The following is a 22,853-nucleotide window of genomic DNA, read 5'->3' as shown; positions in this document are numbered from 1 at the left end:
GGGTATTAGAAGACAGTATTATCAAAGAAGGAGGCTTTCATATTGATCGTGGTGTGGGTGTACGCGCCGTTTCTGGAGAGAAAACAGGCTTTGCGTATTCTGATCAAATCAATTTAGCCTCATTACAACAATGTGCTGAAGCTGTAAAAGGTATTGCGCAAATTAAAGAAGGCAATTTAATTTCGCCTCAAGCATTTAATGCGGTGAATGCGGTTCAGCGTTATGCGGCAATTAACCCGTTAGAAAGTTTAACTAAAGAGAAAAAGATCGAGTTATTACACTTAGTGGATCGTACTGCGCGATCTGAAGATCCTCGTGTTACGCATGTCTCAGCGGCATTAAGCTCGATTTACGAAGAAGTGTTAGTGGTTGCAACAGATGGCACTCTTGCTGCAGATATTCGTCCACTTGTGCGTTTATCTATTTCTGTTCTTGTTGAAGAAGATGGTAAACGTGAGCGTGGGAGCTGCGGTTCAGGTGGACGCTTTGGCTTAGATTGGTTCTTTGAAGTGGTAAATGGGGATATTCGTGCCGTTAATTTTGCAAAGGAAGCCGTTCGTCAAGCCCTTGTGAACCTAAGTGCGGTCGCTGCACCAGCAGGATTAATGCCAGTGGTATTGGGCGCTGGTTGGCCGGGAGTGTTGCTTCATGAAGCTGTAGGGCATGGTTTAGAAGGGGATTTCAACCGTAAAGAAAGTTCTCTATTTACGGGTAAAATTGGTGAGTTAGTGACGTCGCCATTATGTACGATTGTGGATGACGGTACATTACAAAATCGCCGAGGTTCTTTAACCATTGATGATGAAGGCGTGCCAAGCCAGTGTAACGTTTTAATCAAGGATGGGATTTTGCAAGGCTACATGCAAGATAAACTCAATGCACGATTAATGGGTGTGAAACCGACAGGAAATGGTCGTCGTGAATCTTATGCACATTTGCCAATGCCGCGAATGACGAATACTTATATGTTAGCGGGTCAAAGCAAATTTGACGATTTAATCGCTTCTGTGGATCGTGGTATTTATGCACCGCACTTCGGTGGTGGGCAAGTGGATATCACCTCAGGTAAATTTGTGTTCTCGACATCTGAAGCTTATCTTATTGAAAAAGGCAAAATTACGAAACCCGTTAAAGGGGCGACATTAATTGGCAGCGGTATTGATGTGATGCAAAAAGTTTCCATGGTTGCTGATGAAACAGACTTAGATCTTGGTATTGGTGTATGTGGCAAAGATGGTCAAAGTGTACCGGTCGGTGTTGGTCAACCCGCCTTGAAAATTGATGAAATCACCGTAGGTGGAACAAATTAATCATACAGCCCGGTAAATCATATCGGGCTTTTTATTATCTTCTTTCTAAGTGCGGTCAGTTTTTATCTATTTTTGATTAGTCAGTTTCTGATGAATCATTATTTCGTTAGGCTAAAAGTTAAACACACCACGCGTTTATCTCGATTCTTTTATGATCCCTATCGCAATATCTTGTAAAACCAGTTAAAAAAATTCCCCAAATAACCGTAATAAGTGATACATTTATCGTCGCATGACTTTTTGTCATTTAAGAGACAGGGACAGGCGTGAGTTTGTCTGAAATTTCATCAACCAGAGGGAAACATTTATGTTAATTGGTGTACCTAGAGAACTGCTTGATAGCGAAAATCGTGTGGCGGCGACGCCAAAAACGGTTCAGCAGATCTTAAAACTGGGCTTTGACGTCATCGTAGAACACAATGCGGGATTTAAAGCAAGTTTTGAAGACCAAGCATTTATCGACGCCGGCGCAAAAATTGGCTCAAGTTCAGAAGTGTGGCATTCGGATGTGATTTTTAAAGTGAATCCACCAACGGATGCAGAAATTGATCAAATGAAGGAAGGTGCAACACTTGTGAGCTTCATTTGGCGCGCACAAAATCCGGATTTAATGAAAAAACTCACGTCGAAAAAAATTAATGTATTAGCGATGGATTCTGTGCCACGTATTTCCCGTGCGCAAGCGCTTGACGCATTAAGCTCTATGGCGAATATTTCTGGTTATCGTGCAGTGATTGAAGCAGCTCATGAATTTGGTAGTTTCTTCACCGGACAAATTACCGCAGCAGGTAAAGTACCACCGGCAAAAGTATTAGTGATTGGTGCAGGTGTAGCGGGTCTAGCAGCGATTGGTGCAGCCAATAGTCTTGGTGCGATTGTACGTGCTTTTGACTCTCGTCCTGAAGTAAAAGAACAAGTACAAAGTATGGGCGCGTCTTTCTTAGAAATTGATTTCAAAGAAGAAGGTGGTAGCGGCGATGGTTACGCGAAAGTAATGTCAGAAGAATTTAACCGTCGCGCGATGGAACTTTATGCGGAACAAGCCAAAGAAGTGGATATCATTATTACCACCGCGGCGATTCCAGGTAAACCAGCCCCTCGCTTGATCACGAAAGAAATGGTTGATTCCATGAAACCAGGTTCTGTAGTGGTGGACTTAGCGGCTGCAACTGGTGGTAACTGTGCTTACACTGAAGCAGGAAAAGTCGTCACCACTGAAAACCAAGTAAAAATCATTGGTTATACCGATTTCCCAAGTCGTTTACCAACACAATCTTCCCAACTTTACGGTACAAACTTAGTTAATTTATTAAAACTACTTTGTAAAGAAAAAGACGGCAATATCAATATCGATTTTGACGATGTGGTATTACGCGGTGTGACAGTGGTACGTGATGGGGAAGAAATTCCACCAGCACAAATCCAAGTATCAGCACAACCAAAACAAGAAGCTAAAGCGGCACAAAGTGCGGTTAAAAAAGAGGAAGAAAAACCAGCAGATCCTCGCATCAAATACGGTGTGATGGCGGGTGTAGGTGTATTATTCCTCTGGCTTGCATCGGTGGCGCCAGCGGCATTCCTTTCTCACTTCACCGTATTTGTATTGGCTTGTGTAGTCGGTTACTACGTGGTTTGGAACGTTAGTCACGCTTTACACACCCCACTTATGGCGGTAACCAATGCGATTTCAGGTATCATCATTGTGGGTGCATTACTGCAAATTAGACAACCAACAGGCAACTTCTTCATTGATGCATTAGCCTTTGTGGCAATCTTGGTGGCAAGCATCAACATCTTTGGTGGTTTCCGTGTAACCCAACGTATGTTGGCGATGTTTAGAAAAGGTTAAGGAGAAGACGATGTCTGAAGGTTTAGTACAAGCAGCCTATATTATCGCTGCATTACTTTTCATTATGAGCTTAGCCGGTCTTTCTAAACACGAAACGGCAAAAGCCGGTTGCTGGTATGGTATTGTCGGTATGACAATTGCCCTTGTTGCAACCATTTTCGGCCCACAATCTGAAGGTACACTATGGATCATTATTGCGATGATCATCGGTGGCGTGATTGGTGTTCAACGTGCATTAAAAGTTGAAATGACTGAAATGCCTGAACTTGTTGCGATCCTTCACAGCTTTGTAGGTTTAGCAGCAGTGCTCGTAGGCTTTAACAGTTACGGTTTAACAAACGAAACTGATCCTGTGTTAATGAATATCCATAACGTTGAAGTATTCTTAGGGATCTTCATCGGTGCGGTAACATTCACGGGTTCTATCGTGGCATTTGGTAAATTAAGCGGCAAAATCAATTCAAAAGCATTAATGTTGCCACATCGCCATAAATTAAATTTAGCGGCATTAGTGGTTTCTGCTTTCTTGATGGTGGCATTCTTAAACAACCCAGATAATATCTTCCCAGTGTTACTCATGACCGCGATTGCACTTGCATTCGGCTGGCACTTAGTGGCATCTATCGGTGGTGCGGATATGCCGGTTGTGGTTTCAATGCTTAACTCATACTCTGGTTGGGCAGCGGCTGCAGCAGGTTTCATGCTAAGCAATGACTTGCTTATCGTCACCGGTGCATTAGTGGGTTCTTCTGGTGCGATTCTTTCTTACATTATGTGTAAAGCGATGAACCGCTCATTTATCAGCGTTATCGCTGGTGGTTTTGGTAATGATGTTCAAGTATCTTCTGATGAAGAACAAGGCGAATACCGTGAAACAACCGCAGAAGAAGTGGCTGAATTACTCAAAAATGCAAGCTCTGTGATCATCACGCCAGGATATGGTATGGCGGTAGCACAAGCGCAATATCCAGTGGCTGAACTTACGGCGAAATTGCGTGAGCGTGGTATTAACGTGCGTTTTGGTATTCACCCTGTTGCAGGTCGTTTACCGGGTCATATGAACGTACTTTTAGCGGAAGCGAAAGTGCCTTATGACATCGTGCTTGAAATGGATGAAATCAATGATGATTTCGCAGATACCGATGTGGTATTGGTTATCGGTGCAAACGACACCGTAAACCCTGCTGCAATGGAAGATCCAAACAGCCCAATCGCAGGTATGCCAGTGTTAGAAGTATGGAAAGCACAAAACGTTATCGTATTCAAACGTTCTATGGCGGTGGGATATGCAGGCGTTCAAAACCCATTATTCTTCAAAGAAAACACTCAAATGCTCTTTGGTGATGCAAAAGAACGTGTTGATGACATTCTTACTGCATTAAACAAATAAGCAAAAAATTGAAGTAAAACTGACCGCACTTTGAGAGATTAAAGTGCGGTTTTTTTTTATATGTTTTTTAGTGCTTATATGATTAAATAACCTAACTTTAAGAAGTTATACACTAACTTTCTAAAATCAAAATAGGCGAGGAAACGATAAGATGAGATTTACATTACCACTACTATTATCTCTAACTTTGTTTGGTTGTTCTTTTGGTGGTTTTCAGCCTCCGCCACCACATGATCATTGGCGCTTACATAATTCTAGGGTTTTATTTCCTAACTCAGATCCTCAAGGACGTATTAAATTTCTTGACAGAAGACAAAAAGATATGTCGGATTGCGGTATGGATTTTGTGATAGGGGAAAGTGTTAATCCAGAAGTAAATCTTTGTTTAGAGAAAAAAGGTTGGTATCTAGAAGGCGGTCCAGTTTGTGAAGAAAGGCTAATGTGGGATAGTCCAATATGTACCCAATGGCGAAAAAAACACAGTAAACCTGATGCTAAGCCTTGGGGGTAAGTATTAGGTAGTACAATTTTCGTTTATTTCTCGATTTTTCTTTCCATTAAATATAAAAGTGCGGTCAATTTTGACCGCACTTTTTTACATTAACGTTGAATCAAATAGCGTAATTTGGTGCCATCTTGTTCAACGCTTAATAGTGTGTAACCGTGGTTTTTAGTGTCAACAGGAATGTTGTTGATAGATTGGGCACAGTCACTTAATAGCTCTAAAATTTCGCCTTTTTGTAATTGAGGCATGGTTTCGAGCATCACGATTGCTGGATACGGGCAAGGTTCACCTAGCGTATCTAACGTGTAATCTGGGGTGATGTCTTTTGGATCTTTATCTAATTTTTGAACAACGGTAAATGCCATAATAATGTCCTCTTTTTTGAATGAATTCGTTAATATTTAATTAGCAACCACAAGCTTGTGGATTCGCTGCCGCAATTTTTGCTTTAGCTTTTTTCAAGAAGTGGCGTTCCCACCAAACAACAGCGATTAAGCAAAGAATAAGCAAGCCGTAATTCACTAATAAACCGCCAACAGGGCCAAAGGATTTCAATAAATTAAGTTTTTCGTAATCTAACGCAAGTACAGGGGCAAGATCGTCCCATGCGTAGGCTAAATAGGTTGAACCAACAACGTTACCCACACCTACCCACATAAAGTGAACTTGACCTTCCATTGAGCGATACATCCAACCGGTTTCACATCCGCCTGCTAATACAATACCGAAGCCAAATAATAAACCACCGATAATTGCATTTGGACCCGCCCACATGATTTTGGCCGGCACGCCTAATTGAATGTAGCTGAATACGCCAAGCGTACCCACGAGAATACCGAAGATGATGGCTTTTGCCATATAAGCACGGCCGGTTACCCATAAATCACGGAAAGCGGAAGTAAAGCAGATTTGAGCGCGTTCAATTAATAAGCCGAAAGCTAACCCACAAAGCATCGCAAAACCCAGTTTGACGGAGTTTGTCATCACATAAAGTGAAGCAATCAGGTAAGCAAAAAAGACCACCATACCAATCCAAAAACGACGATTCGCTTGTTTCGGATCCGTTTCTTGTAATTTTGCTGCACCTTTTTTCAATTCTAATTTCACACGGAATATCGGAAGTAAGGTGACTTTTACCCCTGCATAAGTACCTACGGCTGTGGCAATAGTAAAGAACCAGGCGTGAACCGAAAATTGTGGAATACCGGTGAAGAGAGAGGCAAGGTTGCAGCCCATTGCTAAACGTGCACCGAAACCGGCTAATGCACCACCAATGAGGGCTTGAACAATACGACGTTTGTGTGGTTGATTACGCCATTTTACGTTGTTTGCCCAAAGTGCAGCCGAAATGCAACCCGCGAACATACCTAAAATCATCACGCCATCAATACGGGTGAAGATCGTGCCTTGCATGCCGATAATTTTATAGTAGCTCCAGTCGGACACATCGACACCTAGAGCTTGCAAAGCATGACCGCCCCAACGTGTAAATTCCCCCGTAACCGCCCAATAAGTGCCGGTTACCCCAAAGTAATAAGCTGAAATAAGCCCCGCTGCAATGACTGCCGCGACAGGATTCCAGTATTTAATCAAATAATTTTGTTTAAATTGTTGCAAAATCTCTTTCATGAGAGAGTTAATCCTTAAACTGATGAAATGATAATTTGCAAGTGTGGTATAAAATGAAGAGATTTTTGAAGTGTCTGCCATTTTCCTATACACAAAACTTGCGATATAAGACAAATGAATTGTCGAGCAAGATAATAGCATTTGTTTTTGGGTAATGCACGAGGGGATGGATAATTATTTGTGGGTAATTTTGAGTTTTAATATGAGAGAATAAAGTCAATCTATAGCACTTATTTTTTCCTCAACATCAATTTTTCAATTAAAAAAACGAAGGCTAGGGTAATAAGCATCGTAAGTCCACCAGCTAGAATAGCTAATAAACAAATTACCCAAGCAGATTTGTCCATATTAAGGAAAGCAAAGAAATAGAAACCAAATAGTAGGGAAAATGTACACCATAATCCCCAACTTAATTTGGAATATTTATTGAATAAAAATTCAAATAACCCTTCAAAAAATAAACGGAAAAAACATTCAAAGATAATATTACCCATACGTTGTTTCAATACTAAGTCATAATAATGATTTGTTTAGACAAACTTTCTGTCTGCCTAAATGTTAAGAGAAAACTTAAACGGGCAATTTCATTTCTCGGACACGCATGGTTAATCCATCGATTAACAATAAACGTCCACATAAATTTGAACCGATTTTTAACCGCACTTTGATGGCTTCTAAGGCTTGAATAGAGCCAACAACACCCACAATTGGCGCCAGTACGCCTGCTTCTACACAACTTAAAACATTTTGCCCAAAAAGTTGGCTAAGTTGGCGATAGGTTGGAGTATTGGGTTCGTAAGTAAAGACGGATACTTGCCCTTCTAAACGAATCGCCGCACCTGAAATTAGCGGGATCTTCGCTTTCTCACAACCACGATCGAGCGCATTACGAATATCCACGTTATCGGTACAATCTAATATCACATCAAAGTGCGGTATGATTTCCGCGAGTTTTTCTTCGGAAAGTTGTGCATTGATGGTTTCAATTTCGACATGAGGATTAATCTGTTGTAACGCAATTTTTGCCGATTCCACTTTAGGCATATTTAATCGGCTATCGGTATGTAATACCTGACGTTGCAAATTAGAAAGCGATACGGTGTCAAAATCCAATAAAGTTAAATGACCCACGCCAGCTGCTGCAAGATATTGACTTGCCGCACAGCCTAAACCACCCAGACCGACAATTAACATTCGGCTGTCTTTCAGCTTTTCTTGTCCGTCAAAATCAACCGCTTTTAAGATGATTTGGCGGTTATAACGCAGTTCTTCTTCGTAGCTTAATTCAGCCATTATTGCCCCAATAGGTGATTAAACGGTTCAATGGTGACGATTTCGCCCGCAGCGACATTGCCGCGATCTTTTTCGAGGCGAATAAAACAGTTACTTTTCACAAAAGAACTGAATAAATGTGAACCTTGGAAACCCACTGGGTGCACTTCAAGTTGACCATTTTCATTAATTTGATAGAAACCACGTTGGAAATCTAAACGTCCTGGTGATTTTTTCAAATTGGTTTGGGCAATCGCTTGGAAGTGCGGTTGTTTTTTCGGGTGTTTTTTACCGCTTAATTTGGCAATAGCCGGTTGAACCAATTGATAGAATGTCACTAATGCAGAAACCGGATTGCCAGGTAAACCGCAGAACCAAGCATTTTCTAATTTACCAAATGCAAATGGTTTGCCTGGTTTCATCGCAATTTTCCAGAAATTCACCTGACCGACTTTTTCTAACACAGTTTTCGTGAAGTCAGCCTCACCCACTGAAACGCCACCGCTTGTGATAACCAGATCTGCTTGCGCTTGTGCTTTCACAAAAGCCGCTTCAAATTCTGCTTGGTTATCCGGCAGAATACCGAAATCAAGCACATCACAATTTAATTTTTCTAGCATTAACTTCACGGTGAAACGGTTGGTGTCGTAAATTTGTCCTGCTTGTAACGGTTGACCGACTGGGACTAATTCATCACCGGTTGAAAGCACGGCCACTTTTAAACGTGGGTAAGCTTTGACTTCAGCGATACCTAATGAGGCGAGCAAAGGTAAAGAAACGGTATTTAACTCATCTCCTTGATGTAAGACCACATCACCTTTTTTCACATCTTCACCAATGCGACGAATATTCTGATTGGCTTTAGGTAATGCCGCAAAGGTAACTGTACCATCTTCATTGACGGTGACCTCTTCTTGCATGACCACCGCATCAGCGCCTTCAGGAATCATCGCACCCGTCATAATTCTGACCGCACTTTGTGCTACCCATTCCCCTTGAAATGGATTACCCGCAAAAGATTTTCCTGCGACAGAAAGTGTCATAGATTGCTGTAAATCGGCTAAACGAACCGCATAGCCATCCATCGCTGAGTTATCAAAAGAAGGCACATTAATCGGAGAAATCACATCTTCCGCACAGACACGATCCGCCGCTTCAGTTAAAGCTAGCGTTTCAGTTTTTGTTGGGAAGGGAAGTTGGTGGAGCATTTGCGCCAAGGCATCTTCAAGTGGCAACATAATTAATCCTTTGGGTTAATCAGAATAAAAGTGGATATATTGTAGCCCGAAATACAATATGAAGGAAATTAATAAATTAGGGTGATTTTTCGCATTTTACGAATAATTCATCTTTTGCTAAAATGCCGCATTATTTTTTTATAAATGGAAAGTGAATGAACGCGATTTCACCTGATGCGGAAAATGTCCGCCGAGCCTTGGTAGCCAAAGGCATCGAAACACCAATGATTGATCCGACTCAATGTAAAGATGAGCGCCGTGAGGCGATTGCTTCGCATATGCGTGAAGTGATGAAATTGATAGGGTTAGATCTGCGTGATGATAGCCTAGAAGAAACACCAAATCGCTTAGCTAAAATGTTTATTGATGAAATTTTCAGTGGAATGGATTATGCCAATTTCCCGAAAATGACAAAAATCAAAAACCAAATGAAAGTGAGCGAAATGGTGCAAGTGAATGACATCACGTTGACCAGTACTTGCGAACACCATTTTGTGACAATTGATGGCAATGTTGCTATGGCATATTATCCGAAAGATTGGGTAATTGGCTTGTCTAAAATCAATCGCATTGTGGCATTTTTTGCGCAACGTCCACAAGTACAAGAGCGTTTAACCGAACAGCTTTTAACGGCATTTCAAACCATTTTAGAAACGGATGATGTGGCCGTTTATGTGAAAGCGACACATTTCTGTGTGAAAGCGCGTGGGGTAAAAGATACCCACAGTTATACTGTGACATCAGCCTATGGTGGAGTCTTTTTAGAAGATCGCGAAACCCGCAAAGAATTTTTATCTTCTATTCAGAAGTAATGAGCAAAAGCACCGAATACTCGGTGCTTTTTGTTTAAGATTTAGTTTCTAACACTTAATTTCTCAAATTCATCGAAGAATGTTGGGAACGTTTTAGCCGTACATTTTGGATCTAAAATCGTGACAGGAGTATCCGACAATGCAACTAAAGCAAAGCACATTGCCATACGGTGATCGTTATAGGTCTCAATTTCAGCATGCTTAAATTGAGAAAGAGCAAGCGGTTGAATACGAATAAAATCTTCACCCTCTTCAACATCTGCACCGACTTTTCGTAATTCAGTCGCCATTGCTGCAAGACGATCAGTTTCTTTTACTCGCCAGTTATAAATATTGCGAATAACGGTTTCACCCTTGGCAAATAAGGCAGTTGTTGCGATAGTCATAGCCGCATCAGGAATGTGGTTCATATCCATATCAATGCCGTGGAGCTCTGCTTGTTCTGCCTGAATAAAATCTTCACCCCAAGTGATTTTGGCACCCATTTTTTCTAGCACATCGGCAAATAGGCGGTCGCCTTGAATGGAATGTTTACCGATTCCTGTCACTTTTACGTTGCCTTTAATTGCGGCAGCGGCAAGGAAATAAGAGGCAGAAGAGGCATCACCTTCTACCATATATTTGCCAGGTGACACATAGGATTGGTTACCTTTCACCTTAAACACTTGATAATGTTGATTTTCAACCGAAACACCAAAATCTTTCATCATGGCGAGAGTAATATCGATATAAGGTTTTGAGACTAAATCACCCACAATCTGGATATCTAAATCGCCCTCCGCAAGAGGTGCAGCCATTAAAAGTGCGGTCAAAAATTGAGAAGAAATTGAACCATCAATTTTAACTACGCCACCTTTAATCCCTTGATTGCGAATCGCAACTGGTGGGTAACCGTCATTTTCTAAATAACGAACATTAGCGCCTGCTTGAAGAAGTGCATCTACCAAATGTTTGATTGGGCGTTCTTTCATACGTGGCTCACCAGTCAAAATAACTTCGCCTTCAGTTTTGCCTTTTAAACAAAGTGCCGCTGTTAAAGGACGCATTGCCGTACCTGCATTACCGAGAAACAGTGATAAGCCATTTTCAACCTGAAATGCGCCACCTAAGCCTTCAACTTCACAGCAAGTTTTGTCTTCAGAAAGCTGGTAATTCACCCCTAAAGCTTTAAGGGCGTTTAACATATGACGAATGTCATCACTGTCTAACAAGTTAGTGACCGTTGTGATGCCTTTAGCTAATGTGGCTAATAATAATGCACGATTCGATAAACTTTTCGAACCCGGTAAGTTGATTTCACCTTCAATGCGAGAAATTGGCTCTAAAGTGATTGCTTTCATTACAAGACCACCGTTTTATTTTTATACACAAAAATACGATCATGTAAGGCAAGATCAAGCGCACGGCTTAATACTGTTTTTTCCACATCACGGCCTGCACGCATCATGGCATCGGCAGAGTAAGTGTGATCTACATTAATCACATTTTGCATAATGATCGGACCTTGATCCAATTCATTATTAATAAAGTGGGCCGTTGCACCAATAATTTTCACACCGCGTTCATAGGCTTGTTGATAAGGTTTTGCACCAATAAATGCGGGTAAGAATGAATGGTGAATATTAATTACACGATTTGGATAACGCGCCACGAATTCCGGATTTAATACACGCATATATTTTGCTAATACAATGTAATCAGGTGCATATTCATCAATTTTTTCAGCCAGTAATTTATCATGTTCCACACGAGTGAGACCTTCATGACTGACACAATGGAATGGAACGTCAAAACGTTCAACTAATTCGCGTAAATTATCGTGATTTCCAATTACTGCCGCAATTTCTACGTCTAACGCACCGTAGTAATTTTTCATTAAAATATCACCTAAGCAATGCGCTTCTTTGGTGACTAAAATTACGATACGTTTACGTTTTGCACTGATTAGGCGACAGTTTGTCCCTTTCGGCAAACTATAATTTAAATCAGCCAACAAGGTTTCTTCATTAAAAATCCCTTCCAATTCGGTACGCATAAAGAAATGTTTCGTTTCGAAATCAACGAACTCATTGTTATGAAGGATATTTAATTGATGTTTGTAACAAATATTGGTGATTTTGGCGATTAAGCCTTTATCATCAGGACAATCGGTCAGTAATATTTTCTTTTCTAACATAATGAATATTTTGCAAGATAAATAAAAAAAGAGAACCCATAAAAATGGGTTCTACATTGTTAATGTGAAATTAGATTTCAAAAGAAGCTAAAGAGGCACCTTTATCTAAGGCCTTTTGAATCACACGAGGTGTACGGCCTTGACCTGTCCATGTTCTTTCTTGACCAGTTTCATCGGTATATTTGTATTTTGCTGGGCGAGGTTCACGTTTTTTACGAATTGAAGAAGGCGCAATACCAATAATTGCGGTTAATTCTTCCGCAGTGATGCCTTCTTGCTTAATTAATTCTTTATATTTTGCGATACGCGCACGACGCTCTTGTTCCGCTTGTTCAATTTCAGCTGCTTGAGCACGTTTTTCTTCAACAGCAGCTTGTAATTTTAAAAGTGAACTTTCAGCTTGTTCTAATGTTAAATCGCGTACAGCAGCGCGTAAACTACGAAGGTTAGTTAAACCTTTTGTTAATTCGTTCATGATGTCCTCTTTTTTATGTGTGTGAATGCTTAATTATTTTAAGGAAGACAATAATAGCGAAAATAATATATTTGGTAAATATTAATTCGCCTAATTTAAAGGATTAATTGGTCTGATCTCATTATACTCCATATTATGGAGTGACTTGTTTTCTATACTATTGCAATCTCTTACTCATAAAATTGTGTAACAATGAATTAACAAATTAATACGTCATTTTTAATAAAAGAATAGATTTCACTGAAAGTGCAAGATTTTATTGGTAATTTTATTCATTTTAATGTAATCTCTCACCATCCTATACAACAGTAGAGGTGCGGTCATTATAAGTATTTTCCTGGAGTGGATAGCGTTGAAGGGAAAGGAAAGGAATGATTGCCGAAATCGAATAGGCGTCATCTTATTCGGTTGGTCACGTCTTCGAAAGGAACGTGACTGTCATAGTTTTTGTGTATTAACTATGGAGCGCTACGGTTCGGTCTGGTCATAATTGTGTCTTTTCTTGCCGTTGTCTCCATTAAATTATTAGGTATAACTTAATGGAACTAGTCGATTATTCTTCATCTATTTATTCAATTATACCCGCATTACTTGCGATTATTTTAGCAATTGCAACGCGTCGGGTTTTGGTGTCCCTTAGTGCAGGGATTATTGTCGGTGCGTTAATGTTGGTCGATTTCAACCCATTGAATGCGCTCATTTATTTAAAAGATAATGTTGTGGCATTGGTTTATAGTAGCGAAGAAGGCATGAATTCAAATATGAATATCGTGTTTTTCTTAGTTTTACTTGGCGTATTGACTGCACTTTTAACTGTGTCAGGCAGCAACCGTGCGTTTGCTGAATGGGCACAAAATAAAATTAAAGGTCGTCGTGGTGCGAAATTATTAGCAGCATCTTTAGTGTTTGTGACCTTTATTGATGATTACTTCCACAGTCTTGCTGTAGGCGCTATTGCTCGTCCAGTCACCGATCGTTTCAAAGTGTCTCGTGCAAAATTAGCGTACATTCTTGATTCTACTGCTGCACCAATGTGTGTCATGATGCCAGTATCAAGCTGGGGGGCATACATTATTACTCTCGTGGCTGGTTTATTGGCGACGTATTCTATTACCTCTTATACACCAATGGGCGCATTCGTCGCCATGAGTTCAATGAACTACTATGCGATCTTCTCATTATTGATGGTATTCTTTGTGGCCTATTTCTCATTTGATATTGCATCAATGGCACGTCATGAAAAATTAGCCATGGAGCGCGATTATAAAGAAGAAGTCATTGAAGGTGTGAAAGGTAAAGTTCGCAACTTAATTTTACCGATTTTAGTCTTAATTACCGTCACTGTTTTTATGATGATTCACACAGGTAGTGAGGCCTTAGCAGCAGATGGAAAACCATTTAGTATCTTAGGCGCATTTGAAAATACAACCGTCGGTATTTCGCTTGTAGTTGGGGGTTCAAGTGCGGTTGCAATGTCAACATTATTGATTATTCTTGAGCGTCAAGTTTCTTTACAAGAATACGGAAAAGCGTGGATTGCCGGTATTAAATCTATGTTAGGTGCAATTGCAATCCTATTCTTTGCGTGGACAATCAATAAAGTGGTGGGTGATGCACAAACCGGTAAATACTTATCTTCTTTAGTGAGTGGCAGCATTCCAGTTCAATTTTTACCAGTGATTTTATTTATCCTTGGTTCAGCAATGGCATTCTCAACAGGGACAAGCTGGGGGACATTTGGCATCATGTTACCAATCGCTGCGGCAATGGCGACTAACTCAGCACCAGAATTATTACTTCCTTGTTTGTCTGCAGTTATGGCTGGCGCAGTATGTGGCGACCACTGTTCACCGGTTTCGGATACAACGATTCTGTCGTCAACTGGCGCAAAATGTAACCACATGGATCACGTCACCACACAATTACCTTATGCAGCAACTGTCGCAACAGCAAGTGCTGTAGGCTACATTGTGGTAGGCTTTACAGAATCAGGTTTAGCTGGATTTGTGACAACAGCGGTTGTTTTAGTAGCTTTAGTGTTTATCGTGAAAAAACGTTAAGCATAAACGTGAAAAAGAAAGGGCGTACTTATGTACGCCCTTTTTGTATTTAAAGTGAAAATTAGAGTAATGGACTAAACAAGAAAAATAACCGCTCGATGATTCGATGATAGAAAGGACGATTGATCCATTCTTGCATATTGAGTGCAGAAGAGTTCGCTAAATAATTTTCATGGAGTGTGGCCACTTCATTGGCAAAATTACGATCTTCTACGGCAACAGTGATTTCAAAGTTAAGCAGGAAACTGCGTAAATCCATATTTACTGTACCAACGAGTGCAAGCTTGTTATCGATTAACACACTTTTTGTATGGAGAAGTCCCGCTTCAAAATGATAAATTTTGACACCTGCTTCGAGTAAATCATCAAAGAACGTTCGACTCGCCCAACGAACCATCAAGGAATCATTGTTTTTAGGTAAAATAAGCGTGATATCAACACCACGGAATGCAGCAATACGTAATGCTTCAGCAATACTGTGACTTGGCACAAAGTAAGGTGAAGTGATCACAATACTTTCTCTTGCCGCATAAATGACAGTTGCAAGAGATTGAGCTATTAAATCATCTGGGAACGCCGGACCACTCGCAATAACTTGCACAGAATGGGTGTCGTTATCGTCAATTTCCACAAGTGGACAATTTGGCAATAAAAGAGGTAATTCTTCCATGGTTTCAATTTCCCAATCCCAAGCATGTAAGCTGTTTAAAATCGGTGAAACAGGACCGTTGATTCGCACCATCACGTCTATCCAATTGCCTACGTTGCTGTCTTGTTTGAAGAAATTTGGGTCCACCATATTCATACTGCCTGTATAGGCAATTTGATTATCAATGATGATGATTTTACGATGTTGACGTAAATCAATTCGGCTGAAGAACATCCGGAATAAATTTACATGTAGCGCTTCGGTAATTTCAATGCCTTTTTCTCGCATTTCTTTACAAACAAGGCTTTTCAAAAAAGCATTACTGCCAACGGAATCGAGTAAAAGACAAACTTTAACTCCACGTTGCACGGCTTCTTCTAAGACTTGTTTCACTTCATTAATCATGCCATCATTGCTCCAAATATAGAACACCATATTAATGGAATAATGTGCTTGTTGAATATCACGAATGATACTTCGAATGATGCTTTCTGGCGTGTCGAGAATATGTAATTCATTACCTCGAATGTTCGGAATACCTAAGCGGTGGTGGACTAGTTTAAATAAAGCACGATAACGAGGATCCTGGGAATGTGTAACCAGATCTTTTTGTTCTGACAGTTGCTGAAGCCATTGGGTATATTTAGGTTTTAACAATTGAAAGGCTTTGGCTCGGCGCGTACCTAGTTTAATCTCACCAAAAATTAAATAAGCAATGACGCCAATCAGTGGCACAAGGTAGATAATCATCAGCCATGACAACGTAGCAGAAACCGCTTGTTTTTTGACGAGTAAACGCAAGGTGACAGAAATAACTGCTACCCAAATTAACACGGGAATAATATAAACCAGTATAATATGTTCAAAACTCATTAATTTTTGACCGCACTTATGAAATTAGACATTATTTATCAGACCGATGATTTTATCATTATTTATAAGCCTTGTGGGATAAGTGTGCATAAAGATCAGAGTGAAATTGGTTTAACCACTTTGCTTGCTGAGCAGTTTGGCGTGCCACAAGTCTGGCTTGTACATCGGTTAGATAAAGTGACATCAGGTTTACTCATTTTAGCATTGAACGCCGAAAGTGCGGCTGAATTTTTCCGACTTTTTTCTGAACACCATATTCAAAAAACTTATCTCGCCCTTAGCAATCAGAAACCCAAAAAGAAGCAAGGATTGATTGTCGGGGATATGCAAAAGGCCAGAAACGGCGCCTGGAAACTTTGCCAATCGAAAGAAAATCCCGCGATTACGCGTTTTGAAAGTGTAAGTTGTGAGCCTAATTTACGATTATTTATCTTAAAGCCACAAACAGGCAAAACCCATCAATTGCGTGTAGCAATGAAAAGCTTAGGTAGCCCGATTTTAGGCGATGCGCTTTATGCTAAAAACACTGAAAATATTGACCGCACTTATTTGCACGCTGCAAGATTGCAATTTGAATTTAAAGGTCAGCCATTTGATGTGTTTATCCCTCCGAAAGAAGGGGAGTGGTGGCATCGTGAGAGCGTTAAATCTCAGATTCAAAAATTTGGCTCAGCAAGTGCTGAGTCAACGGAACAGGAAAAGTGCGGTTAAGATTTCAATTATTTTGTATAATAGCCACAAATTTTCACATTAGGAACAAAAATGAAATTTATCTCTTTTAATATTAATGGTTTACGAGCTCGTCCTCATCAACTTGAAGCAATTATTGAAAAATACCAACCGGATGTGATTGGTTTACAAGAAATTAAAGTCGCGGATGAAGATTTTCCTTATGCAATTACCGAAAATCTAGGCTATCACGTTTTTCACCATGGGCAAAAAGGGCATTACGGTGTAGCACTGTTAACCAAACAAGAACCAAAAGCGGTGCGTCGTGGTTTTCCAACAGATAATGAAGATGCGCAAAAACGCATAATTATGGCGGATTTAGAAACCCCATTTGGTTTGTTAACGGTAATTAATGGCTATTTCCCACAAGGCGAAAGCCGTGCACATGAAACCAAGTTTCCGGCAAAAGAAAAATTTTATGCGGATCTTCAACGCTATTTAGAGCAAGATCACGATAAAGCCAATCCGGTTTTAATTATGGGTGATATGAATATCAGTCCAAGTGATTTAGATATTGGTATCGGCGATGAAAACCGCAAACGTTGGTTGCGTACTGGTAAATGTTCATTCTTACCCGAAGAGCGTGAATGGTATCAATGCTTATACGATTATGGATTGGAAGACACGTTCCGCAAATTAAACCCAACAACCAATGACAAGTTCTCGTGGTTTGATTATCGCTCAAAAGGTTTCGATGATAACCGAGGATTACGTATCGATCATATTTTAGTGAATCATCAATTAGCAGAGCGTTGCGTGGACGTCGGCATTGCATTGGATATTCGTGCGATGGAAAAACCGTCAGATCACGCACCAATCTGGGCAGAGTTTAAATAGGAAAGCAACATGGATATGGCAAATTGGCAGAATTACCGTTCCCAAGTGAATGGTATGCCTGCCGTGTTTACCGCAAATATTGAAGATTTAGATGTTTATCATGGTAAACATCTTAGTAAAGTTGTGCAATTTACCGTGCCTTATCAGGGAGATGAGGACGGTTTGCCGAATGAAGACGAATATGAAAAATTGATTAATCGTCTTTTTAAAATCCTTGCACAATTGACCGCACTTCCAAATGTTTTTTTTGCTGGGCACTTTATTTGCAACCATCAGGCAAAAATGCATTTCTATTGTGAACATGATGCTTTGCTTAAAGAAACCCTTCAGCAGCTTGATTTTGTTTCTGAGATTAATGTACAGGATGATCCCAATTGGGACACTTATTTCGATTTCTTATTGGCTTCACCATTGGAAATGAAATTAAATGCGACAGAAGAGATTTTGAGCATGCTGAATAGCAAAGGGCGTAATTTAAGTGACACTTATTTAATTGAGCATACTTTCCATTTTGATGAAGAAGAAAAAATGTTCCCCTTTATGGATGAATTAACACTAGGAAAAGTGTCTTTCAATACGTTGAAATATTCTAGCCAAGCTATTCAAACAGAAGAAGATGAAACGCCTTACTTTATGGTGAAATTGGAGCAAGAGCTTTCATTAGACAGTAATGAGATCTTCGAGTGGGTAGAGCGCTTTGAAAAATTAGCCATGGAGTTTTCTGGCGACTATATTGGCTGGGAATGCGATAATTTAATGGATGACCGGTCATCATTAAATTAGTCTGATAACTCATTAAATCAGTATAGATTAGATAAAAATAAAGCCCATCAACACGATGGGCTTAAATTCTTTTGGCTACAAATTTAGGATTCGTAAAAGGAGACAAACGAAAGCTAAACCAAAAGAGAAATTTGGCTCCTCCTGCGGGACTCGAACCTGCGACATATGGATTAACAGTCCACCGTTCTACCGACTGAACTAAGGAGGAATAAATTTGGTATCACAAAGAATAGGCGCGCATTTTAATGAGCGACCTGTCGCTTGTCAATACTCAAAATGAAAAAAATCACAAAAAAATTTACCGTTTTTGCTATCCACAAAGCCTGTGGATAACTTTGTGGATTGTTTTTATTTAAAATGGTCAACCACTGGTGCAGACTGGCTTTGTCTCAAATTGTTCATCTATTAGCCATTTGCTTATATTTATTTAAATATCAATATGTTACATAAAGTCCAGCAAAAAAAATAAAATATTTTTCAATTTTGAAGTGTTTAAGACTTGACACGCCTAAGTATGTGTAAAACTTGGATTTTTATCGCTCAATTTGGAGCAATAAATGTGCTAAAATAGCTCCATTTTTAAAATACCTAAAAAATTGACCACACTTATGGCAGAGAAAATTAATACTAAGCCTTTTATCCTTCATTCTGATTTTAAACCTTCCGGTGATCAACCCCAAGCAATCGAAAAATTAGTCGAAAATTTAGAGGATGGTTTGGCCCATCAAACCCTTCTAGGGGTAACGGGGTCAGGCAAAACATTTACTATTGCAAATGTCATAGCGACATTAAACCGCCCGGCGATGTTACTTGCCCCAAATAAAACCCTTGCCGCTCAGCTTTATGCGGAAATGAAAGCGTTCTTTCCTGAAAACGCAGTGGAATATTTCGTTTCATACTATGATTATTATCAGCCGGAAGCTTATGTACCGAGTAGTGATACCTTTATCGAGAAAGATGCTTCTATTAATGATCAGATTGAACAGATGCGTCTTTCGGCTACGAAGTCGTTCTTAGAGCGTCGAGATACTATTGTAGTGGCGTCTGTATCCGCGATTTATGGTTTGGGTGATCCAGATAGCTATTTGCAGATGATGTTGCATTTACAGCAAGGGGCCATTATCGATCAACGTCAGATTTTAGCGAAGTTGGCGGAATTACAATACACAAGAAATGATCAAGCCTTTCAGCGCGGTACATTCCGGGTGCGCGGTGAGGTGATTGATATTTTTCCTGCAGAATCTGACGATCGAGCGGTACGAATTGAATTATTTGATGATGAAATTGAACGCCTAAGCTTATTTGATCCTTTAACTGGCACAAGTTTTGGTGCTGTTCCGCGTTTTACGGTGTATCCGAAAACCCACTATGTGACGCCAAGAGAGCGTATTTTAGATGCTATTGAAAAAATCAAAGCGGAACTTGTGCAACGCCGTGAATATTTCATCAAGGAACATAAATTGCTGGAAGAACAGCGCATAACCCAACGTACGCAATTTGACATTGAGATGATGAATGAGCTTGGCTATTGCTCAGGAATCGAAAACTATTCACGCTATCTTTCTGGCAGAAATGAGGGGGAGCCGCCTCCGACATTATTTGATTATATGCCGTCTGATGCGATTTTGATTATTGATGAATCACACGTGACCGTGCCGCAAATTGGCGGGATGTATCGTGGTGACCGTTCTCGTAAAGAAACCTTGGTGGAATATGGTTTCCGTTTGCCTTCTGCATTGGATAACCGTCCATTACGCTTTGAAGAGTTTGAGCGTTTAGCGCCGCAGACCATTTACGTTTCTGCGACACCAGGGCCTTATGAGTTGGAAAAATCGGGCAGTGAAATTGTCGATCAGGTGGTACGTCCAACAGGCTTACTTGATCCGCAAATTGAAATTCGTCCAGTATCCATTCAAGTAGATGATTTACTGTCAGAAGCACGCCAAAGAGCAGACAAAAATGAGCGTGTTTTAGTGACGACGCTAACGAAGAAAATGGCGGAAGATTTAACGGATTACTTAGACGAACACGGCATTCGTGTGCGTTATTTGCATTCAGATATTGATACGGTTGAGCGTGTAGAGATTATTCGTGATTTACGTTTAGGTGAATTCGATGTGTTGGTCGGCATCAACTTATTACGTGAGGGGCTGGATATTCCAGAGGTTTCTCTTGTTGCGATTTTAGATGCGGATAAAGAAGGTTTCTTACGTTCTGAACGATCTTTAATCCAAACCATCGGTCGTGCTGCTCGAAACTTAAATGGTAAAGCTATTTTGTATGCTGATAGTATTACTAAATCTATGGAAAAAGCCATTACCGAAACGAATCGCCGTCGTGAAAAACAAATGAAATACAATGAAGAGCATGGTATTGTTCCACAGGCATTGAATAAGAAAGTCGGCGAATTATTAGATATTGGTCAAGGTGCAAATCAAAAAGCAAAATCGAAACAGCGTGGAAAAACGGCAGCTGAACCGACCGCACTTTACAATACACCTAAATCAGCCAAAGAATACCAACAACAAATTAAGAAATTGGAACAACAAATGTATAAATTTGCTCAAGATCTCGAATTTGAAAAAGCCGCTGCAGTACGCGATCAACTTCATCAATTGAGAGAGCAGTTTATGATATCGGAATAAAGGAAAAGAGCGATCAAATTGACCGCTCTTTTTTATTTTATTGTACTAATAAGTAGAAGTTGTTTTTGCCACGTAAGATATTGAGTGCAACGGCAGATGGTTTTTCATCTAGCGCTTTGCGTAAGTCTTGCGTACTTTCAATTGGCTGGCGGTTGATACCGATGATGATATCACCCGATTTTAAACCGCGTTGTGCAGCCATTGAATTTGGCTGTACTTTGCTAATTTCCACACCTTTAATGCCTTTTGCATCATAGTTGTTTAAGGTTGCACCGTCTAATGCAGGAAGCTCGGTTTTGCTTGCAGTTTGAGAACCATCATCTGCTTGTAAAGTCACTTTTACGTTGTCAGTTTTGCCATCACGTAAGTAAGTGAGTTCAATTTCTTTACCCGCACCAGAGGTCGCGATTTTTGCACGCATTTCGGCGAAACTTGAGATTTTTTGACCATTCATTGCGGTAATTACATCACCCGCTTTCAAGCCAGCTTTTTCGGCAGCAGAATTTGGAATGACTTCACTCACAAAAGCACCTTGTTGCGCACTGACATTAAAGGCTTTCGCTAAATCTGCATTTAATTCGCCACCTTTAATACCGAGTAAACCACGACGTACCTCACCAAATTCTAAGATTTGTTGAACGAGATTGTTGGCTTGGTTGCTTGGAATTGCAAAGGCAATCCCGGCGTTACCGCCACTTGGAGAAATAATCGCGGTATTGATACCAATTAATTCACCTTGTAAATTCAATAATGCACCACCAGAGTTACCACGGTTTACCGCAGCATCGGTTTGAATATAGTTTTCATACGCACCGCTATCTGAACCAGTAGAACGACCAAGTGCTGAAACAATACCAGAGGTTACGGTTTGACCTAAACCAAATGGGTTACCGATAGCAACGGTAAAATCACCTACACGTAATTTATCGGAATCAGCCATTTTGATTGCGGTGAGGTTTGTTGGTTTTTCGATTTGTACTAAAGCGATATCAGATTGTTCGTCTTTTCCAACAAGTTTTGCTTTGAATTCACGTCCATCTTGTAGTTTTACGGTAATTTTATCCGCACCATCTACCACGTGATTATTGGTTAAAATATAGCCTTTATCTGCATTGATGATCACACCAGAACCTAAACCACGGAAGTTGCGTGATGCGCCGCGATCTCCGCCGAATTGTTCGCCAAATTGATCACCAAAGAAAAATTTAAATTCTTCCGGAATATCATCAGGTAATGCTGAACGGCTGTTTGCTTTTGCTTTGCCTTCAACAGAAAGAGTCACAACAGCTGCTTGCGCTTTTTCTAACATGGGTGCAAGGCTGCCTTGTTCTACGATTTCATTTGGAATAGCCGCTTGAACGGATAAAGAGGTTGCAAACACGCTTAAACCTAATGCTATACCGGTTAATACAAAATTTCTTTTCTTCATAGAGTTCTCCAAGTAAAAATAAATGACTGAATAAGTGTTCAGTCAGACAATAAAATGAGGGGGATGTTCACTAAAAACAAGGGCATTGAAAAAATATTTTTAAAAAGTGCGGTCGGAATTGAAATTGTTCTTTTGCCCGCATTTATCTAAACCTATTTTCAATTTGAAAGATAAAAGAATCATTCTGTTTAA

General features: G+C 40.1%; 19 protein-coding genes, 1 tRNA gene and 1 riboswitch. Of the genes, 10 read left to right on the top strand and 10 right to left on the bottom strand.

What is annotated here, in order from left to right; all coding sequences use genetic code 11:
* From tldD to HMPREF2750_RS10135, 4 genes are all read left to right on the top strand, one after another.
* A partial coding sequence (tldD, locus tag HMPREF2750_RS06800; RefSeq protein ID WP_148130007.1) for a metalloprotease TldD occupies positions 1-1,310 on the top strand: 1,310 nt, incomplete at its 5' end.
* Positions 1,311-1,617: 307 nt separating this feature from the next.
* Positions 1,618-3,159: a Re/Si-specific NAD(P)(+) transhydrogenase subunit alpha gene (gene pntA, locus HMPREF2750_RS06795; RefSeq protein WP_070583146.1), complete on the top strand. Its 1,542-nt coding sequence runs from the start codon at positions 1,618-1,620 to the stop codon at positions 3,157-3,159.
* A gap of 10 nt (positions 3,160-3,169) precedes the next feature.
* Positions 3,170-4,549, top strand: a complete 1,380-nt coding sequence (pntB, locus tag HMPREF2750_RS06790; RefSeq protein ID WP_070583145.1) for a Re/Si-specific NAD(P)(+) transhydrogenase subunit beta — start codon at positions 3,170-3,172, stop codon at positions 4,547-4,549.
* 151 nt (positions 4,550-4,700) lie between these two features.
* Complete coding sequence (locus tag HMPREF2750_RS10135; RefSeq protein ID WP_049368843.1) at positions 4,701-5,060, top strand: hypothetical protein; 360 nt, start codon at positions 4,701-4,703, stop codon at positions 5,058-5,060.
* A gap of 89 nt (positions 5,061-5,149) precedes the next feature.
* On the opposite strand, the gene yedF is transcribed toward HMPREF2750_RS10135, so the two are convergent.
* From yedF to moeA, 4 genes are all read right to left on the bottom strand, one after another.
* On the bottom strand, positions 5,150-5,419 hold the full coding sequence (yedF, locus tag HMPREF2750_RS06780) for a sulfurtransferase-like selenium metabolism protein YedF (RefSeq protein WP_005696304.1): 270 nt from the start codon (positions 5,417-5,419) through the stop codon (positions 5,150-5,152).
* Positions 5,420-5,459: 40 nt separating this feature from the next.
* Positions 5,460-6,683, bottom strand: a complete 1,224-nt coding sequence (gene yedE, locus HMPREF2750_RS06775; RefSeq protein WP_049368842.1) for a selenium metabolism membrane protein YedE/FdhT — start codon at positions 6,681-6,683, stop codon at positions 5,460-5,462.
* A 570-nt stretch (positions 6,684-7,253) separates the two neighbouring features.
* A complete protein-coding gene (gene moeB / locus HMPREF2750_RS06765) occupies positions 7,254-7,976 on the bottom strand; it encodes a molybdopterin-synthase adenylyltransferase MoeB (protein ID WP_070583143.1) in 723 nt (240 codons plus the stop codon).
* A complete protein-coding gene (gene moeA, locus HMPREF2750_RS06760) occupies positions 7,976-9,193 on the bottom strand; it encodes a molybdopterin molybdotransferase MoeA (RefSeq protein WP_070583142.1) in 1,218 nt (405 codons plus the stop codon). Before moeA ends, moeB begins: the two co-directional genes overlap by 1 nt.
* A 155-nt stretch (positions 9,194-9,348) precedes the next feature.
* On the opposite strand from moeA, the gene folE reads away from it, so the two are divergent.
* Positions 9,349-10,005 carry a GTP cyclohydrolase I FolE gene (gene folE / locus HMPREF2750_RS06755; protein ID WP_070583141.1) on the top strand — a complete coding sequence of 219 codons (657 nt, stop codon included), beginning with the start codon at positions 9,349-9,351 and terminating at the stop codon, positions 10,003-10,005.
* Between the two features lie 41 nt (positions 10,006-10,046).
* Here the strand turns inward: folE and aroA are convergent, their stop codons facing one another.
* The 3 genes from aroA to HMPREF2750_RS06740 form a co-directional block, all read right to left on the bottom strand.
* Positions 10,047-11,345, bottom strand: a complete 1,299-nt coding sequence (gene aroA / locus HMPREF2750_RS06750; protein ID WP_070583140.1) for a 3-phosphoshikimate 1-carboxyvinyltransferase — start codon at positions 11,343-11,345, stop codon at positions 10,047-10,049.
* On the bottom strand, positions 11,345-12,181 hold the full coding sequence (gene purU, locus HMPREF2750_RS06745; protein ID WP_070583139.1) for a formyltetrahydrofolate deformylase: 837 nt from the start codon (positions 12,179-12,181) through the stop codon (positions 11,345-11,347). The genes aroA and purU overlap by 1 nt, the downstream gene beginning before the upstream one ends.
* Positions 12,182-12,251: 70 nt before the next feature.
* A complete protein-coding gene (locus HMPREF2750_RS06740) occupies positions 12,252-12,656 on the bottom strand; it encodes an H-NS family histone-like protein (RefSeq protein WP_049365820.1) in 405 nt (134 codons plus the stop codon).
* A 301-nt stretch (positions 12,657-12,957) separates the two neighbouring features.
* Positions 12,958-13,135: riboswitch (Lysine riboswitch) on the top strand.
* 60 nt (positions 13,136-13,195) lie between these two features.
* Between HMPREF2750_RS06740 and HMPREF2750_RS06735 the strand changes: the two genes are divergently transcribed.
* Entirely contained in the window at positions 13,196-14,716 is a 1,521-nt protein-coding gene (locus tag HMPREF2750_RS06735; protein ID WP_070583138.1) for a Na+/H+ antiporter NhaC family protein, read from the top strand.
* 61 nt (positions 14,717-14,777) lie between these two features.
* On the opposite strand, the gene cls is transcribed toward HMPREF2750_RS06735, so the two are convergent.
* Entirely contained in the window at positions 14,778-16,238 is a 1,461-nt protein-coding gene (gene cls, locus HMPREF2750_RS06730) for a cardiolipin synthase (RefSeq protein ID WP_070583137.1), read from the bottom strand.
* 18 nt (positions 16,239-16,256) lie between these two features.
* On the opposite strand from cls, the gene HMPREF2750_RS06725 reads away from it, so the two are divergent.
* The 3 genes from HMPREF2750_RS06725 to HMPREF2750_RS06715 are packed head-to-tail and all read left to right on the top strand — an operon-like array spanning position 16,257 to position 18,587.
* Positions 16,257-16,949 carry a TIGR01621 family pseudouridine synthase gene (locus HMPREF2750_RS06725; RefSeq protein ID WP_070583136.1) on the top strand — a complete coding sequence of 231 codons (693 nt, stop codon included), beginning with the start codon at positions 16,257-16,259 and terminating at the stop codon, positions 16,947-16,949.
* Positions 16,950-17,000: 51 nt separating this feature from the next.
* Positions 17,001-17,804 (top strand): exodeoxyribonuclease III, encoded by an 804-nt coding sequence (gene xthA / locus HMPREF2750_RS06720; protein ID WP_070583135.1) that lies wholly within the window; start codon positions 17,001-17,003, stop codon positions 17,802-17,804.
* A 9-nt stretch (positions 17,805-17,813) separates the two neighbouring features.
* Positions 17,814-18,587: a TIGR01619 family protein gene (locus HMPREF2750_RS06715; RefSeq protein ID WP_070583134.1), complete on the top strand. Its 774-nt coding sequence runs from the start codon at positions 17,814-17,816 to the stop codon at positions 18,585-18,587.
* 132 nt (positions 18,588-18,719) lie between these two features.
* Here HMPREF2750_RS06715 and HMPREF2750_RS06710 read toward each other — a convergent pair.
* Positions 18,720-18,795, bottom strand: a tRNA-Asn gene (locus HMPREF2750_RS06710).
* A gap of 400 nt (positions 18,796-19,195) precedes the next feature.
* Here HMPREF2750_RS06710 and uvrB point away from each other — a divergent pair.
* Positions 19,196-21,232: an excinuclease ABC subunit UvrB gene (gene uvrB, locus HMPREF2750_RS06705; protein WP_070583133.1), complete on the top strand. Its 2,037-nt coding sequence runs from the start codon at positions 19,196-19,198 to the stop codon at positions 21,230-21,232.
* A 37-nt stretch (positions 21,233-21,269) separates the two neighbouring features.
* On the opposite strand, the gene HMPREF2750_RS06700 is transcribed toward uvrB, so the two are convergent.
* A complete protein-coding gene (locus HMPREF2750_RS06700; protein ID WP_070583132.1) occupies positions 21,270-22,661 on the bottom strand; it encodes a DegQ family serine endoprotease in 1,392 nt (463 codons plus the stop codon).
* Positions 22,662-22,853 lie beyond the last annotated feature (192 nt).

It is taken from the genome of Haemophilus sp. HMSC066D02 (genome assembly GCF_001810545.1).
Taxonomy (GTDB): domain Bacteria; phylum Pseudomonadota; class Gammaproteobacteria; order Enterobacterales; family Pasteurellaceae; genus Haemophilus_D.
This window is presented reverse-complemented; position numbering and strand designations above follow the sequence as displayed.